Below are 14213 nucleotides of genomic sequence, written 5' to 3'. Positions count from 1 at the left end.
GCATGAACGAGTGGCTTTGGATGAGTGCGGGCGACCTGGGCCGCGGAATCGGCGCGGGAGAGATCGACCCGGTGGCGCTGACGGAAGCCTACCTGTCGGCCATCGAAAGCCACGAGGCCTCCGGTCGGATCTACGCCCGCAGCACCCGCGACCGCGCCCTGGCCGAGGCCGGTGCGGCGGCGGAACGGGCGCGGCTCGGTATGCGGCGGTCGCTGCTGGACGGCGTGCCGGTGAGCTGGAAGGACCTGTTCGACACCGCGGGCGTCGGAACCGAATCCGGCACCGCGCTGCTCAGGGGCCGGGTGCCGGACGCCGATGCCGAGGTGCTGCGCAATGCGACCGCGGCGGGGCTCGTCTGCCTCGGCAAGACCCACATGACCGAACTCGCCTTCTCCGGCCTCGGGCTGAACCCGGTGACCGAGACGCCGCCCTGCGTGAACGACCCCGAGGCGGTGCCCGGCGGCTCCTCCTCGGGCGCGGCGGCCTCCGTGGCCTTCGGGCTGGCGGCGGCGGGCATCGGCTCGGACACCGGCGGCTCGGTGCGGGTGCCCTCGGCCTGGAACGACCTCGTCGGGCTCAAGACGACCTCGGGCCGCCTCTCGCTCACCGGCGTGGTGCCGCTCTGCGCCCGGTTCGACACCGTCGGCCCGCTGTGCCGGACGGTCGAGGATGCCGCGCTGCTGCTGGCGATCCTCGAAGGCGGCAAGCCCGCGGACCTGACCGGCGCCTCGCTGGAAGGCCGTCGGCTCATGGTGCTCAAGACCACCGCCTTCGACGGGCTGCGGGACAAGCCGAAGGAAGGCTTCGAGCGCGCCATCGCGCGTCTTGCGGCGGCCGGAGCGGTGATCGAGGAGCACGAACTGCCCGAGGTGGAGGCCGCGATGGCCCTGTCGCCGACGCTTTACGCACCCGAGGCCTATGGCACCTGGAAGACGGAGATCGAGGCGCATCCGGAGCGGATGTATCCGCCGGTACTGGAGCGGTTCCGGGGCGGCAAAGGCATCGAGGCCGCCGATTTCGTCGCGGCCTGGCAGGAGTTGGAGCGCTTGCGCCGCGCCTATCTCGCCGCCACCGCCGAATTTGACGCGGTCCTCGTGCCGACGGTCCCGATCATGCCGCCGAACAAGGCCCTGCTCGAGGAGGACGCCGATTTCTTCGTGGCGGAGAACCTGATGACCCTGCGCAACACCCGGATCGGCAACCTCATGGGTCTCTGCGCTCTGACCCTGCCCACCGGCGTGCCCTCGGCCGGGGTGTCGCTGATGGCCCCTCCGATGGCCGAGGAGGCCTTGCTGCGCCTCGGGGCGGCGGCGGAGGCGGCGCTGGCCTGAGCCACGGTCGGCCTCGCCGGGCTCCGGCCCGGCGATCTGGCCGAAAAGACACAAGCCCCCGGCGGAGTGTCACATTTTCTGGACCAAACCGGGCAGCGTGGCTAATCTGTCACCAAACGGGGCGTCACGACCCCGACCCCGAGGCAGTTTACAGCAAGCGAGCGCATGACGTTCCCCGACAGGTTTTCGGACCTACCCGAATACGCCTTTCCGCGTCTGCGGAAATTGCTGGCCGAGTCCGAGCCGGGCGGCGACGTCATTGACATGACGATCGGCGAGCCGCGCCATGCCATGCCGGACTTCCTCGAAGACGTGCTGACGCAGAACATCGCCGGTTTCGCGAAGTATCCGCCCAACGAGGGCACTCCGGAGCTGCGGGCTGCGATCGCGGGCTGGATCGGGCGCCGCTATGGCGTGACGGTCGACCCGGACACGCAGATCATGGCTCTGAACGGCACCCGCGAAGGGCTGTTCAACACCGCGCTGGCGCTCAGCCCGGAGACCAAGCGGGGCAAGGCGCCCGTGGTGCTGGTGCCGAATCCGTTCTACCAGGTCTACGCGGTTGCCGCGCTGATGGCCGGGGCCGACCCCGTCTTCGTGCCTGCCACGGCCGAGACCGGTTTCCTGCCCGATTACACCGCCCTGCCGGCCGAGCTGCTGGACCGTGTGACGCTCGCCTATGTTTGCTCGCCCTCGAACCCGCAGGGTGCGGTCGCGGACGAGGCCTACTGGCGGCGGCTGCTCGACCTGGCCGAGCGCCACGATTTCCGGATCATGGCCGACGAGTGCTATTCCGAGATCTACCGTGACGCGCCGCCGCCCGGCGCGCTCCAGATGGCGCAGGCCACCGGGGCGGACCCGGAGCGGGTGGTGATCTTCCACTCGCTCTCCAAGCGGTCGAACCTGCCCGGCCTGCGCTCTGGCTTCGTCGCCTCCGGCCCGCAATGCATGGCGCGCATCCGCCAGCTCCGCGCCTATGCCGGGGCGCCGCTGCCGCTGCCGCTGCAGCGGGTGGCCGAGCGGGTCTGGGCGGACGAGGCCCACGTGGAGGCTTCGCGCGCGATCTATCAGGAGAAATTCCGCCTCGCCGACGAGATCATGTCCGGCGTGGAGGGGTATCAGGGGCCCGAAGGGGGATTTTTCCTCTGGCTGCCGGTCAGCGATGGCGAGACGGCGGCGAAACAGGTATTCGAACAGACCGGCGTGCGGGTTCTGCCCGGCGCCTATCTGGGTCGCGACGTGGGTGGAGACAATCCCGGCAAGGGATATGTCCGGGTCGCGATGGTTGCAGGGATGGACGAGTTGCGGCGCGGGTTGCTGGGCCTGCGTGACTGCCTCTACGAAAAATAAGGACGAAAAGATCCGATGGCTTCATATCAGACAAGACAGCGTGACCCCCTTCTCGACAGCTCCATGCAGGAAGCCATCGAAAGGCGTGGACGGGAGCTGGTCGGGATCATGCTCCTTGGGCTGGCCGCTGCAATCGCGGCGATGCTTGCCTCCTACGCGCCACAGGATCCGTCCTTCTTCTCCGCCACCGACGCGCCGGTGCGCAACCTGCTGGGCCGGTTCGGCGCCTCCATCGCCGCGCCGCTCTTCATCGTCGTGGGCTTCGGAAGCTGGGCGCTGGCGGTGATCGCCATGGCTTGGGGCATCCGCCTGCTGGCCCATTGCGGGACCGAGCGCGCGCTCGGCCGGCTGCTTTTCGCGCCGATCGCGGTGGCCTGCGCCGCCGTCTATGCCTCGACCGTCGTGCCCAGTTCCGAATGGACCCACAGCTTCGGCCTCGGCGGGCTGTTCGGCGACACCGTGCTGGGCGCCACGCTCAACATGCTGCCGATCTCCGCGAGCTTCGGCGTGCGCCTGCTGGCCGTGCCGGTCGGGCTCGGCGCCCTGTCGATGCTGCTCTTCGTGACCGGTTTCACCTTCGACGAGCTGCGCCGGATCGGCCGTTTCCTGATTGTCGGCGTGATCCTTCTCTACGCGGGCCTGCTGCGCGCCGCGGGCGTGGGCTTCGCCGGGACGGCCGTGCTGGCCCGGGGGCTTGCCGAGAAGGGCGGCGAACAGCGGGCGCGGCTTGCCGAACGCCGTGCGGCGCGCGTCGAGGACCGGGCCGAGCGCCGCCAGAGCGAGCCGGTGCTGTTCGAGGACGACGACTACGACCTGCCGCCCGAGCCGCCCCTGCGCGCCGAACGTCCCGCCGCCGGCAAGCTGCTCGGTTCGGTCACCAAGCTGGTGCGCCGTGCCCCCACGCCGGAGGCCGCCTTCGTCGCCGAGCCCGCCGCCGCGGACTATGACGACGAGGATCTCTACGAGAACGCCGAGGATGCCGGCCCTAGCGAGGAGCGGATCAAGGCGCGGATCGCCGATGCGCTCCGGGTCCGCGCCCGCGCCATCCCGCGTCCCGCGGCCCCGAGCACGATCGGCCGGGCCGAGCCGCCGGTGGTGCGCCGCCGCGGCCCCAATCCGCTGATCCTCAAGGTGCCGGGCGCCGTGCCTTCCGCGCCGATGGCCGAGATCGACGACATGCCGCCGCCGGCCATGCCGCCGATGCAAGTGCAGACGCTGCCCGCCCAGCGTGCCCCGCAGCCGCAGCCCGTCGAAGCGCCGGCCCCCGTCGCGCCCCGCGCGCCGCAGCCCGCGCCGAGCGCCGCCCGCCCGCAGGTCGCGCCGACGATCTACGAGCGCGGCACCCCGGTCGCGTCGCTCGACGACGAGCCGAAGGCCGTGGTTCAGCATCCGATCCGCAAGGGGTCCGAACCCTCCCGCCAGGCCCGTGCCGAGGCGCAGCCCTCGCTGGAGCTGGAGCCCGCCGAGGCCGAGCAATACGAGATCCCGCCGCTGTCGCTGCTGACCAGCCCGACCTCGGTCGAGCGCCACGTGCTCTCCGACGAGGCGCTGGAGGAGAACGCCCGGATGCTCGAGAACGTGCTCGACGATTACGGCGTGAAGGGCGAGATCGTCTCCGTCCGTCCCGGCCCGGTCGTGACCATGTATGAGCTGGAGCCCGCGCCGGGCCTCAAGGCGAGCCGTGTGATCGGCCTGGCCGACGACATCGCCCGCTCGATGTCGGCGCTCTCTGCCCGTGTCTCCACCGTGCCCGGCCGCTCGGTGATCGGCATCGAACTGCCCAACGCCAACCGCGAGAAGGTGGTGCTGCGAGAGATCCTCTCGGCCCGCGAATTCGGCGACACCTCGATGCCGCTACCGCTCGCGCTCGGCAAGGACATCGGCGGAGCGCCGGTCGTGGCCAACCTCGCCAAGATGCCCCACCTGCTGATCGCCGGGACCACGGGCTCCGGTAAGTCGGTGGCGATCAACACCATGATCCTTTCGCTGCTCTACCGGCTCAGCCCGGAAGAGTGCCGGATGATCATGATCGACCCCAAGATGCTGGAACTCTCCGTCTATGATGGCATCCCGCACCTGCTCTCGCCCGTCGTGACCGACCCCAAGAAGGCCGTCGTGGCGCTTAAGTGGGTCGTGGGCGAGATGGAGGACCGCTACCGGAAGATGTCCAAGATGGGCGTGCGCAACATCGAGGGTTACAACAGCCGCGTGAAGGATGCGCAGTCCAAGGGCGAGATGTTCTCGCGCACCGTGCAGACGGGCTTTGACGACGAGACCGGCGAGCCGGTGTTCGAGACCGAGCAATTCGCGCCCGAGCTGCTGCCCTTCATCGTCGTGATCGTCGACGAGATGGCCGACCTGATGATGGTCGCCGGCAAGGAAATCGAGGCCTGCATCCAGCGCCTGGCGCAGATGGCCCGGGCCTCGGGCATTCATATCATCATGGCCACGCAGCGTCCCTCGGTCGACGTCATCACCGGCACAATCAAGGCCAACTTCCCGACTCGGATCTCCTTCCAGGTGACCTCCAAGGTCGACAGCCGGACGATCTTGGGCGAGATGGGCGCCGAACAGCTCCTCGGCATGGGCGACATGCTCTACATGGCCGGCGGCGCCAAGATCACCCGCGTCCACGGCCCCTTCGTGAGTGACGAGGAGGTCGAGGAGATCGTGAACCACCTCAAGGCCTTCGGTCCGCCGGACTACGTGGGCGGCGTGTTGGACGGCCCCGACGAGGACAAGGAGAGCGACATCGATCTCGTCCTCGGCCTCGGCGGCAATACCGACGGCGAAGATGCGCTCTACGACCAGGCGGTCGCGATCGTCATCAAGGATCGCAAGTGCTCCACCTCCTACATCCAGCGCAAGCTGGCAATCGGCTACAACAAGGCCGCGCGCCTCGTGGAGCAGATGGAAGAGGAAGGGCTGGTCAGCGCGTCCAACCACGTCGGCAAGCGCGAGATCCTGGTGCCCGAACAGGCCTGATCCCCCCTCCCCTGCCCGGCGCCGGGATTACCCCGGCGGCGGGCCTGTGCTATCGTCTCCATCGACCAGGAGGGGAGGCCCATGACGGAAGTCGGCGACTACAGGGCGATCCTGGCCTATCTCGACAACGAGGGCGACCGGTGGAACGCCAACGAGCCCCTCGGAACCTCTGTCTTCATCTCCTACCGCTTCGCCACCGGCTCAGACCTTCCCGGCCTGCTGGCGGACGAAAACCCCTACGGCGCGAAATCCTTCCGGAGCTACACCGCGGCCGAGGAGGCCGCGTTCCGCAAGGCGCTCGGCCTTTACGAGGCGATCGCGGGGGTGCGCTTCGTCGAGACGACGGACGAGACCGCCATGGTGCTGGCCTATGCGGCCGACGTCGACGCCGGCAACCTTGCGGGCTATGCCAGCCTGCCTTTCACGAACATCGACAGCGGGGCCTTCGACAACCCCAAGGATTTCGTGATGAACCTCGACAAGAACGAGATGACCAGCGGCCACGGCTTTACCACCGTCCTGCACGAGCTGGGCCACACACTCGGTCTCGGCCATCCGTTCGAGGGGACATATACCCTGAAGTCGTCCGTCGACAGCACCGACAATACGGTGATGTCCTATAACTACACCTCCGATCCCCAGACCGAGCCGAGCCCGTTTGACGTGCAGGCCGTCCAGCATATCTACGGCACGTCCGAGGCCCTGAATGGCTGGCGTTACGCGCTTGAGAGAGGGGTCTTCACCGCCGAAGGGACCAAGCGGGGGGAGCAGGTGGTCGGGTTGCTCCACATCAAGAACCACATCGACGGCAAGGGCGGGGCCGACAAGATCTGGGGCTGGGAAAAGGCGGACCGGCTCGAGGGCGGCGGCGGCAACGACCGGCTCATGGGCAATGGCGGCGCCGATGTCCTGCGCGGCGGGGCAGGCAACGACACGCTTCTGGGCGACCGGGAAGGTCGAGGGCCGGCTCTACGATTTCAACGACAGGCTCTTCGGTCAGGACGGCGACGACACGCTCAAGGGCCATGACGGCAACGACTTGCTCGTCGGCGGCAAGGGCGACGACCTGCTGATCGGCGACGACGGGCAATTCTGGTGGGTCAACGATGACATCCTGCGCGGCGGCGCAGGCCGGGACGACCTGCGCGGAGGCGGGGGCGAGGATACGCTCGACGGTGGCAAGGGCACCGACACTTTGCGCGGCGGCGCGGACGACGACACGCTTTCGGGCGGCGCGCAGAAGGACAGGCTTCTTGGCGAGGCGGGCAATGACAGCCTCTCTGGCGACGCCGGAAACGACCGCCTGATCGGCGGCGGCGGCACCGACACGCTGGGTGGCGGCAGCGGCGCCGATGTCCTGATCGGCGGTCGGAATGCCCGCGACACCTTTGTCTTTACCCGGCAAGATTTCGGCGCGACCGACCGGATCACCGATTTCGAGCTCGGGATCGATCGGATCGACATCGCGGCGACCGGCTTTTCCACGTCACATGCCCGCTTCGTGAAAACGGGAGGCGGCTCCGACAGCTTTGTCCGCTTCGGGGCCGACCTGGAGATCCGGATCATGGATGTGGCAAAGGCCGAGCTCACCGGCCTTGCGGACTGGCAGATCTTCATCGATGCCTGACCAGCAGGGAGGTGGCCGGCTTCCGCCGTTCACGCCGCTTTGAGAGCGCGCACTCTGGTAAGCGCCCCCGGGAGATCATACTCAGATGTCATGATGAAACGTCTTGCTTCCATTCTCGCACTCGCACTCACGCTGACGCTGGCTGGCCCCGCCTCGGCGGAGAAGATCTCGCTGAACGCGCTGTCGAACTACCTCAACGGGTTCGAAACCGCCTCGGGAGAGTTCACCCAGATCAATGCCGACGGCACGATCTCGACCGGCAAGGTCTATCTCCACCGGCCCGGGCGGGCGCGGTTCGAGTACAACCCGCCGGACAATTCGCTGGTGATGGCCGGCGGCGGGACGGTGGCGATCTTCGACCCCAAGTCCAACGCGGGCTCCACCCAGTATCCGCTGCGCCAGACGCCGCTCAGCATCATCCTGCAGAAGAATGTGAACCTCTCCCAGGCGCGCATGGTTGTCGCCCATAGCACCGACGGCAAGACGACGAGCGTGGTCGCACAGGATCCGGAGAACCCCGAATACGGCACGATCCGACTGGTGTTCACCCCGGACCCGATCGAGTTGCGCCAGTGGGTGATCACCGACGGCGCGGGTGACCAGACCACTGTCATCCTTGGCGAGCTGAAGACGGGAACCCGAATGCAATCGTCGCTGTTCGACATCCCCCGCGAAGAAGCGCGCCGCAACTAGCAGCGCGCCGGCAGGCCTGCGGTCAGAGCTTGCCGCAGGACCGGAGCTGACGGTCGTAGACGAGCGCCCGGTCGCCGACCCGCGCGGCCACGTTCACCAGCCACCCCTTCGAATTGTAGCTCTGGCGGGAGTAGCCGCTCCAACCCTCGTGATAGGCGAGGTACTGGCGGCGCGCATCGGTAAGCGGAATGCCGTTCCTCGATCGTGTCTTGTTCATGTACCAGCCCATGAAATCGGTGGCGTCGCTGATGTCGTCACGCTTGGCCCGGCGATTGCGGGTCTCGGTCTTGTACTGATCCCAGGTGGCGTCGAGCGCCTGGGAATAGCCGTAGGCCGAGCTTTGACGACCCATCGGGATCACGCCCAGTTGCCATTGCAGCGGGGTACGGGCGTCGCCGTCGAACTTGCTTTCCTGGTGGATAATCGCCATCTGCACCGGAACCGGCACACCCCACTTCCGCTCGGCCTTTCGCATGGCGCGCAGGTATTGCGGGCGCTGGTCGACAATGCTGCAGGCATTGTCGAGGTTATTGGGAGATACCTTGTTACCGCCCCCGCAGCCCGCAAGAACCGCCAGGAGAAACAAGGCGCATAGAGATCTGATCATCCGCCTGTCCGATCCGATTTGTTTTTTGATCTGCTCGTTTTTTTCCAGTCTAGGCGAAATCGCATCCGGGGTGAACGCAGAACAGGTAGACCGAACAGCACAATTTTTCGTGGGTTGTTACAGAAGGATTGCCAGCGCGACCGGGTAGACGGCGATCGAGAGAAGCGTGGAGACAACCACGAGACCTGCCACGGACTCGCTGTCGGCATCGTATTTCTCCGCGAGCAGGTAGGCGGTCACCGGGACCGGCGTGATGATCTGGATAATCAGCACCGCCATCGGCACCGGCGGCAGGCCAAGAACCAGCCCCGCGGCGATCCCGGCGCAGGCGGAGACCACAAGCTTGACCAGCGAGAGCCCGAACGAGCGAAACAGTGCGCCGGGGTGCAGGCGGCCCATCGCCACACCGAGCGTCAGCAGCATCAGCGGGATCGCCATCTGCCCGATCAACTCCAGCGAGTTGGTCAGCCATTGCGGGGTCTGCCACCCCTGCCAGAGAAACAGCCCGCCAAGCACTGACGCGATCAGCATAGGTTCGCGCAGCACGCGGGCCGGGTTCGTGCCGCCGGAGAACAGCAGCAGGCCGAAAGTGAACATCCCGATCGTCGTCACCGCCAGCACCGCCACGCCGAGGCCGAGCCCCTCCTGCCCGAAGGCAAAAAAGGCCAGCGGCAGGCCGAGATTGCCGGTATTTCCGAAGATCATCGGCGCGAGCAGGCTGCGCCGGTCGAACCCCGCGAATCGTAGGAATGCCGCAAGCACGATCGCGGCCAGCACGTAGCCAAGCGTCGCGGCGAGGGAGATCGCGGCCAGCGAGGCCGGGTCCGCGGGCGAAGTCATCAGGGCGGTGAAGATCAGGCAGGGGACGGCGAGCGTCATCGCCAGGCGGGTGATGAAGGAAACCGGATAGTCCCATCCCATGCGCGTCCAGCCATAGCCCAGGGCGGCCAGGAGGAACACGGGAGCGGTGATTTCAAGGACTGTGACGAGGGCGTTCACACACTGTTTCCCATGATTCTGGCACTGGCGGATGGACTCGCGCCCCGCAAATTCGTACCACATTTACCGTGGGGACTTTGTGTATGCATAAGAGTAAAGCCAAATATCACTTGGGCCAAGTTGTTCGGCACCGCAAACATCCTTTCCGGGGTGTGGTCTTTGATGTCGACGCGATCTTTTCCAACACCGAAGCCTGGTATGATGCGATTCCGGAAGAAAGCCGTCCGGAAAAGGAGCAGCCGTTCTATCACCTGCTGGCCGAGAACGATCAGAGCTACTACGTGGCGTATGTCTCGGAACAGAACCTGGTGCCGGATTATTCCGGGGAACCTGTCGATCATCCCGACCTTCCGGATCTGTTCGGAGAGTTTCGCGACGGCATCTATCCGCTGCACTTCCAGCTGAACTGACTGGTGCGAACACTGTGGATTATGGCGCGCGCCATGATGGTGCGCGATCAGTGCGCGACTCTGCTCTGGCGCTGGAAGTATCCTTGATTTCTGTGGGTTTAGCCAAACGCGACGTTGGGCTGGCCGAATGGCTGGGCTGTGGGCTGTAGCCGGGCCTTTTCTGGCGGTCGCAAGCCATGCAGGACCGCGTATCCATCGTCAGGTTCCTCCAACATTCATCCGAACGGTCGTCGGCTTTGGGTCCGCTCCGTCACGTGAACGCGGCTTCGGGCCGGCGCCATCGACGCGTGCGATGCCGAAAGTTTCCCCTTCGGCTGGAAGAGGGCGATCCGGACGGAATTGCCGGATCGAGGGTTTCGCGGAACAGCTGAAGTGGGTCTCCCCGAAGGCAGGACCTCGACGCCGCGCTTTGGGTGGGGGCTGAAAACACGCGGCGTCGAGGGAAGCCTTTTGGAGCTACACCTATAGGATGCCGACGATTCGGGGCATTCCTGCGGTGTGATTGCGGCGACAGCGTGGCGTACATCTTCAAAGCATTGGGTCATGAGGATGTCTCCAGTCGGAACTGCAGTCGGTTGCGACCCTTGTGGTGTTCGTAGTGAAGATCCTTGGCAAGTTCCCGGATCATCAGCCATCCGAACCCGCCCTCCGGAAGATCGTTCAGTTCGACCGAGAGGTCGTGTGGGTGGCTTGCCGGCAGCCGCAGGTTCGGCATCGGAGCGCCGTCATCCTCCACGACCACGTTCAGACCGCTGGTGAGAATCGCGATCTCGACGCTGAAGACCCCCGAGATCGGTCCGAGATAGGAATGTTCCACGACATTGTTCATGATCTCGGCCAGCACGAGTTCCGCATCTACGCAATCCTTCGCCGAGAGCCCGTGCAAGGCGAGGGAACGGACGATCCTTCGCAGGGCGCGGCGTACATCGTTCGGCGTGTCGCCGACGATCTCGTGGAGGTAACCGAGGCACCCGCGGCATGGTCGCTGCGTAACGCCGCTGCACTCGGCAGGAAGACCGGGCGCCGACGGCGTCGGGTCGGATGCAGCCGCACCGGGCGTTGCCGACCCTGCGCATGATGGCCCCAGCGTGCCGGATGCCCGCCGTCTTTCCATCAGGCGACGTTGCTCCCGCTGCCGCATACGTCGTCGGCGGACTGGTGAATGGTGAAGACCGAGTCCATCCGGGTCAGGCGAAAGACCTTGGAGACCTTGGGTGTCAGCCCGGCGAGTTCCAGCCTGCGGCCATTCCCGAGGAACTTCATGGCCGCCACCACCGCGCCCAGACCGGACGAATCGAGGAAATCGACCCGCTGGAGATCCAGCACCACCCGCTCCGGGCAATCGGCGCAGAGGTCCCGCATCCAGTCCTTGAACTGGATGGCGCAGGCAGCATCGATCCGCGTGGCCAGAACATCGATCCTGAGAACGTCGCCTTCCGTGCGAGTCTCGAATTCCATGCGCTCCTCCGGTGCGGCAGGTCCAATCGGCAACAAGGCTGGACGATAAACCTTACCATTCGGTATGCACGCGGCTGAAACGGGGAGGACGACATGCGTAACGTGGTGATTTCCGGGGCGGCGCGAACGGCGATGGGCGGCTTTCAAGGGGTGTTTTCCGGGCTCTCGGCGCCGGAGCTCGGCGCTTCGGCATTGAAGGCCGCGCTCGGGCAAGCCGGCGTGACGACCGTCGACGAGTTGCTCATGGGCTGTGTGCTGCCTGCCGGTCAGGGGCAGGCACCGGCGCGGCAGGCGGGCTTTGGCGCGGGCCTCGGCGAGGAGGTGCCGGCCACGACGCTCAACAAGATGTGCGGCTCGGGTATGAAGGCAGCGATGATGGCCTTCGACCAGATCGCCCTCGGCCAGTCCGACGTGGTCGCCGCGGGCGGCATGGAGAGCATGACCAACGCGCCCTACCTGCTGCCCAAGATGCGCGGCGGCGCGCGGATCGGGCACCAGCAGGTCCAGGATTCGATGTTCCTCGACGGGCTGGAGGATGCCTATGACAAGGGCCGCCTCATGGGCACCTTCGCCGAGGATTGCGCCGAGCACTTCCAGTTCACTCGCACGGGGCAGGACGATTACGCGCTCGGCTCGCTGTCGAACGCGCTGGCGGCGCAGGAGAGCGGCGCTTTCGACGCCGAGATCACGCCCGTGTTGGTGAGGGGCCGGAAGGGCGACGTGACGGTGAACGAGGACGAACAGCCCGGCGTGGCCCGCCCGGAGAAGATCCCGCATCTGAAACCGGCCTTCCGCAAGGACGGCACGGTGACGGCGGCCAATGCCTCGTCGATCTCGGACGGGGCCGCGGCGCTGGTGCTTGCCTCGGAAGACGCCGGCCTGCCGGTGCGCGCGCGCATTCTCGGGCACGCCAGCCACGCGCAGGCGCCAGGCTGGTTCACCACCGCGCCGGTCCCGGCAGCGCAGAAGCTGCTGCAGAAGATCGGCTGGGATGTCGGGGACGTGGATCTCTGGGAGGTCAACGAGGCATTTGCCGTTGTGCCGATGGCCTTCATGCGCGAGATGGGTATTCCGCGAGAGAAGATGAACGTGAATGGCGGGGCCTGCGCGCTCGGCCACCCGATCGGAGCTTCCGGCGCCCGGATCATGGTGACGCTGCTCAATGCGCTGGAGAAGCGCGGGCTGAAGCGGGGCCTCGCGGCGATCTGCATTGGCGGCGGCGAGGGCACTGCGATTGCAATAGAGAGGCCGTGATGCGGGTCGATTACACTGAGCTTGAAAAGACGATCCTGGCTCTGACCGAGGGCGAGGACGACGCGGTCGCGCTGATGGCCACGCTCGCCTGCGAGATCCACCATTCCGACGACCGGTTCGACTGGACCGGCTTCTATCGGGTGGTCGCGCCGGAACTGCTCAAGATCGGCCCCTACCAGGGCGGGCACGGCTGCCTGGTGATCCCCTTCGCGCGCGGCGTCTGCGGCGCCGCGGCGCGGACCGGAGAGGTGCAGCTCGTGGCGGACGTGGAGGCCTTTCCGGGGCACATCGCCTGCGCCACCTCCACCCGGTCGGAGATCGTGCTGCCGGTCCGGGATGCCTCCGGTGCGCTGATCGCCGTGCTCGACATCGACAGCGACCAGCCGGCGGCCTTCGACGAGGCCGATGCCGCCGGGCTGGAGCGGATCCTGAAGAAGGTCTTCGCCGGTGGCTGATCCGGTCCGCACCGGGGGCTGCCTCTGCGGCGGCGTGACCTACCGCGTCGCGGAGCCGCTGAGCTCGGTTTCGGCCTGCCATTGCAGCCAGTGCCGCCGCCAGTCCGGGCACGTCTGGGCCTCGGCGCAGGCACCTCTGGCTGCGGTGGAGATCAGCGGACCGGTGCGCTGGTATGCGGCGAGCGAGGCCGCGCGGCGCGGGTTCTGCCCGGACTGCGGGTCCTTCCTGTTCTGGCGGGCACTGGACGAGGAGACGATCTCGGTCTCGCTCGGCTCACTCGACGGGGTGACCGGGCTGCGGCTCGAGAAACATATCTTCTGTGCCGACAAGGGCGATTACTACGAGATCGCCGACGGGGTGCCGCAAGAGCCGTGAGCGACACCTACGATCCGCCTGCCGGGCCGCCGGTCGTGCTGCACATGGATGCGGAGCTACTAGTGGTCGACAAGCCCTCGGGGCTGCTGTCGGTGCCGGGGAAGGGGGCGCACCTGGCCGATTGCCTGCTGGCCCGGCTCGAGACGGCCTATCCCGGCACGCTCCTCGTGCACCGACTGGACCGCGACACGTCGGGGGTCATGGTGTTTGCCCGCACCAGGACGGCGCAGCGGCACCTGGGGCTCCAGTTCGAGCGGCGGCACATGTCCAAGCGCTACATCGCCCGGGTGCATGGCCATCCGGAGGCCGAGGGCGGGGTGATCGACCTGCCGCTGATCGCCGACTGGCCGAACCGGCCGAAACAGATGGTGGATCACGCGCGCGGCAAGCCGGCGCGGACGCGCTGGAGCGTGCTGGAGCGGGAGGCGGAGGCGGCGCGGGTCGCGCTGCTGCCGGAAACCGGGCGCTCGCACCAGCTCAGGGTGCACATGGCGGAGATCGGCCATCCGATCCTTGGCGATCCGCTGTATTTCGATGGGGTGGCGCCGCGGCTCATGCTGCATGCCGAACGGTTGGGGCTGCGGCATCCCGACGGCGGGGCGCCGGTGGAGTTCGTCGCGCCCTGCCCGTTCTGAGGGAGGGGGCTGTCTGCCCCCCGCGGGAATTGG

General features: G+C 67.0%; 14 protein-coding genes and 1 pseudogene. 11 read left to right on the top strand and 4 right to left on the bottom strand.

Annotated elements, in window-relative coordinates; translation table 11 throughout:
- Positions 1 to 2 precede the first annotated feature (2 nt).
- The 6 genes and pseudogenes from ACFQ2S_RS20620 to ACFQ2S_RS20595 all read left to right on the top strand — a co-directional run bounded on the left by ACFQ2S_RS20620 (position 3) and on the right by ACFQ2S_RS20595 (position 7986).
- Positions 3 to 1331 (top strand): amidase, encoded by a 1329-nt coding sequence (locus ACFQ2S_RS20620; RefSeq protein WP_386077420.1) that lies wholly within the window; start codon positions 3 to 5, stop codon positions 1329 to 1331.
- 165 nt (positions 1332 to 1496) lie between these two features.
- Complete coding sequence (locus ACFQ2S_RS20615; protein WP_386077418.1) at positions 1497 to 2681, top strand: aminotransferase class I/II-fold pyridoxal phosphate-dependent enzyme; 1185 nt, start codon at positions 1497 to 1499, stop codon at positions 2679 to 2681.
- Between the two features lie 15 nt (positions 2682 to 2696).
- The gene (locus ACFQ2S_RS20610; protein WP_386077416.1) at positions 2697 to 5666 is read left to right on the top strand and encodes a DNA translocase FtsK; all 2970 of its coding nucleotides are present in this window, start codon (positions 2697 to 2699) and stop codon (positions 5664 to 5666) included.
- 81 nt (positions 5667 to 5747) lie between these two features.
- Positions 5748 to 6563, top strand: a pseudogene (locus ACFQ2S_RS20605) (matrixin family metalloprotease); the annotation flags it as partial.
- A 7-nt stretch (positions 6564 to 6570) separates the two neighbouring features.
- Positions 6571 to 7293 (top strand): calcium-binding protein, encoded by a 723-nt coding sequence (locus ACFQ2S_RS20600; protein WP_386077414.1) that lies wholly within the window; start codon positions 6571 to 6573, stop codon positions 7291 to 7293.
- Positions 7294 to 7386: 93 nt separating this feature from the next.
- A complete protein-coding gene (locus tag ACFQ2S_RS20595; RefSeq protein ID WP_386077413.1) occupies positions 7387 to 7986 on the top strand; it encodes a LolA family protein in 600 nt (199 codons plus the stop codon).
- 22 nt (positions 7987 to 8008) lie between these two features.
- On the opposite strand, the gene ACFQ2S_RS20590 is transcribed toward ACFQ2S_RS20595, so the two are convergent.
- Entirely contained in the window at positions 8009 to 8593 is a 585-nt protein-coding gene (locus ACFQ2S_RS20590) for a transglycosylase SLT domain-containing protein (RefSeq protein ID WP_386077411.1), read from the bottom strand.
- Positions 8594 to 8710: 117 nt separating this feature from the next.
- A complete protein-coding gene (locus tag ACFQ2S_RS20585; protein WP_386077409.1) occupies positions 8711 to 9592 on the bottom strand; it encodes an AEC family transporter in 882 nt (293 codons plus the stop codon).
- Between the two features lie 83 nt (positions 9593 to 9675).
- Here ACFQ2S_RS20585 and hspQ point away from each other — a divergent pair, with 83 nt between their 5' ends.
- Positions 9676 to 10002, top strand: a complete 327-nt coding sequence (gene hspQ / locus ACFQ2S_RS20580) for a heat shock protein HspQ (protein WP_386077407.1) — start codon at positions 9676 to 9678, stop codon at positions 10000 to 10002.
- A gap of 541 nt (positions 10003 to 10543) precedes the next feature.
- Here the strand turns inward: hspQ and ACFQ2S_RS20575 are convergent.
- Together ACFQ2S_RS20575 and ACFQ2S_RS20570 are read right to left on the bottom strand one after the other, a co-directional pair.
- Positions 10544 to 11116, bottom strand: coding sequence for an ATP-binding protein (locus ACFQ2S_RS20575; RefSeq protein ID WP_386077405.1), 573 nt, complete (start codon positions 11114 to 11116; stop codon positions 10544 to 10546).
- The gene (locus tag ACFQ2S_RS20570) at positions 11116 to 11460 is read right to left on the bottom strand and encodes an STAS domain-containing protein (RefSeq protein WP_386077404.1); all 345 of its coding nucleotides are present in this window, start codon (positions 11458 to 11460) and stop codon (positions 11116 to 11118) included. The genes ACFQ2S_RS20575 and ACFQ2S_RS20570 overlap by 1 nt, the downstream gene beginning before the upstream one ends.
- A gap of 93 nt (positions 11461 to 11553) precedes the next feature.
- On the opposite strand from ACFQ2S_RS20570, the gene ACFQ2S_RS20565 reads away from it, so the two are divergent.
- Genes ACFQ2S_RS20565 through ACFQ2S_RS20550 form a run of 4 tightly spaced genes read left to right on the top strand, consistent with a single transcriptional unit; the run spans position 11554 to position 14180 of the window.
- Complete coding sequence (locus ACFQ2S_RS20565; RefSeq protein ID WP_386077402.1) at positions 11554 to 12714, top strand: thiolase family protein; 1161 nt, start codon at positions 11554 to 11556, stop codon at positions 12712 to 12714.
- Positions 12714 to 13169, top strand: coding sequence for a GAF domain-containing protein (locus ACFQ2S_RS20560; protein WP_386077400.1), 456 nt, complete (start codon positions 12714 to 12716; stop codon positions 13167 to 13169). The genes ACFQ2S_RS20565 and ACFQ2S_RS20560 overlap by 1 nt, the downstream gene beginning before the upstream one ends.
- Positions 13162 to 13545: a GFA family protein gene (locus tag ACFQ2S_RS20555; RefSeq protein ID WP_386077399.1), complete on the top strand. Its 384-nt coding sequence runs from the start codon at positions 13162 to 13164 to the stop codon at positions 13543 to 13545. Before ACFQ2S_RS20560 ends, ACFQ2S_RS20555 begins: the two co-directional genes overlap by 8 nt.
- Positions 13542 to 14180 (top strand): RluA family pseudouridine synthase, encoded by a 639-nt coding sequence (locus tag ACFQ2S_RS20550; RefSeq protein WP_386077397.1) that lies wholly within the window; start codon positions 13542 to 13544, stop codon positions 14178 to 14180. The genes ACFQ2S_RS20555 and ACFQ2S_RS20550 overlap by 4 nt, the downstream gene beginning before the upstream one ends.
- Positions 14181 to 14213: the final 33 nt, after the last annotated feature.

This window comes from Tropicimonas aquimaris (genome assembly GCF_042676185.1).
Taxonomy (GTDB): Bacteria; Pseudomonadota; Alphaproteobacteria; order Rhodobacterales; family Rhodobacteraceae; genus Tropicimonas; species Tropicimonas aquimaris.
The sequence above is the reverse complement of the archived record's forward strand: the minus strand, read 5'-3'. Positions and strand labels throughout refer to the sequence as shown.

Excerpts from the sequence above, each read along its gene's own strand:
- ACFQ2S_RS20620 (WP_386077420.1), top strand. The coding sequence starts at position 3 with ATGAACGAGTGGCTTTGGATGAGTGCGGGCGACCTGGGCCGCGGAATC.
- ACFQ2S_RS20615 (WP_386077418.1), top strand. The coding sequence starts at position 1,497 with ATGACGTTCCCCGACAGGTTTTCGGACCTACCCGAATACGCCTTTCCG.
- ACFQ2S_RS20610 (WP_386077416.1), top strand. The coding sequence starts at position 2,697 with ATGGCTTCATATCAGACAAGACAGCGTGACCCCCTTCTCGACAGCTCC.
- ACFQ2S_RS20600 (WP_386077414.1), top strand. The coding sequence starts at position 6,571 with ATGTCCTGCGCGGCGGGGCAGGCAACGACACGCTTCTGGGCGACCGGG.
- ACFQ2S_RS20595 (WP_386077413.1), top strand. The coding sequence starts at position 7,387 with ATGAAACGTCTTGCTTCCATTCTCGCACTCGCACTCACGCTGACGCTG.
- ACFQ2S_RS20590 (WP_386077411.1), bottom strand. The coding sequence starts at position 8,593 with ATGATCAGATCTCTATGCGCCTTGTTTCTCCTGGCGGTTCTTGCGGGC.
- hspQ (WP_386077407.1), top strand. The coding sequence starts at position 9,676 with ATGCATAAGAGTAAAGCCAAATATCACTTGGGCCAAGTTGTTCGGCAC.
- ACFQ2S_RS20575 (WP_386077405.1), bottom strand. The coding sequence starts at position 11,116 with ATGGAAAGACGGCGGGCATCCGGCACGCTGGGGCCATCATGCGCAGGG.
- ACFQ2S_RS20570 (WP_386077404.1), bottom strand. The coding sequence starts at position 11,460 with ATGGAATTCGAGACTCGCACGGAAGGCGACGTTCTCAGGATCGATGTT.
- ACFQ2S_RS20565 (WP_386077402.1), top strand. The coding sequence starts at position 11,554 with ATGCGTAACGTGGTGATTTCCGGGGCGGCGCGAACGGCGATGGGCGGC.
- ACFQ2S_RS20560 (WP_386077400.1), top strand. The coding sequence starts at position 12,714 with ATGCGGGTCGATTACACTGAGCTTGAAAAGACGATCCTGGCTCTGACC.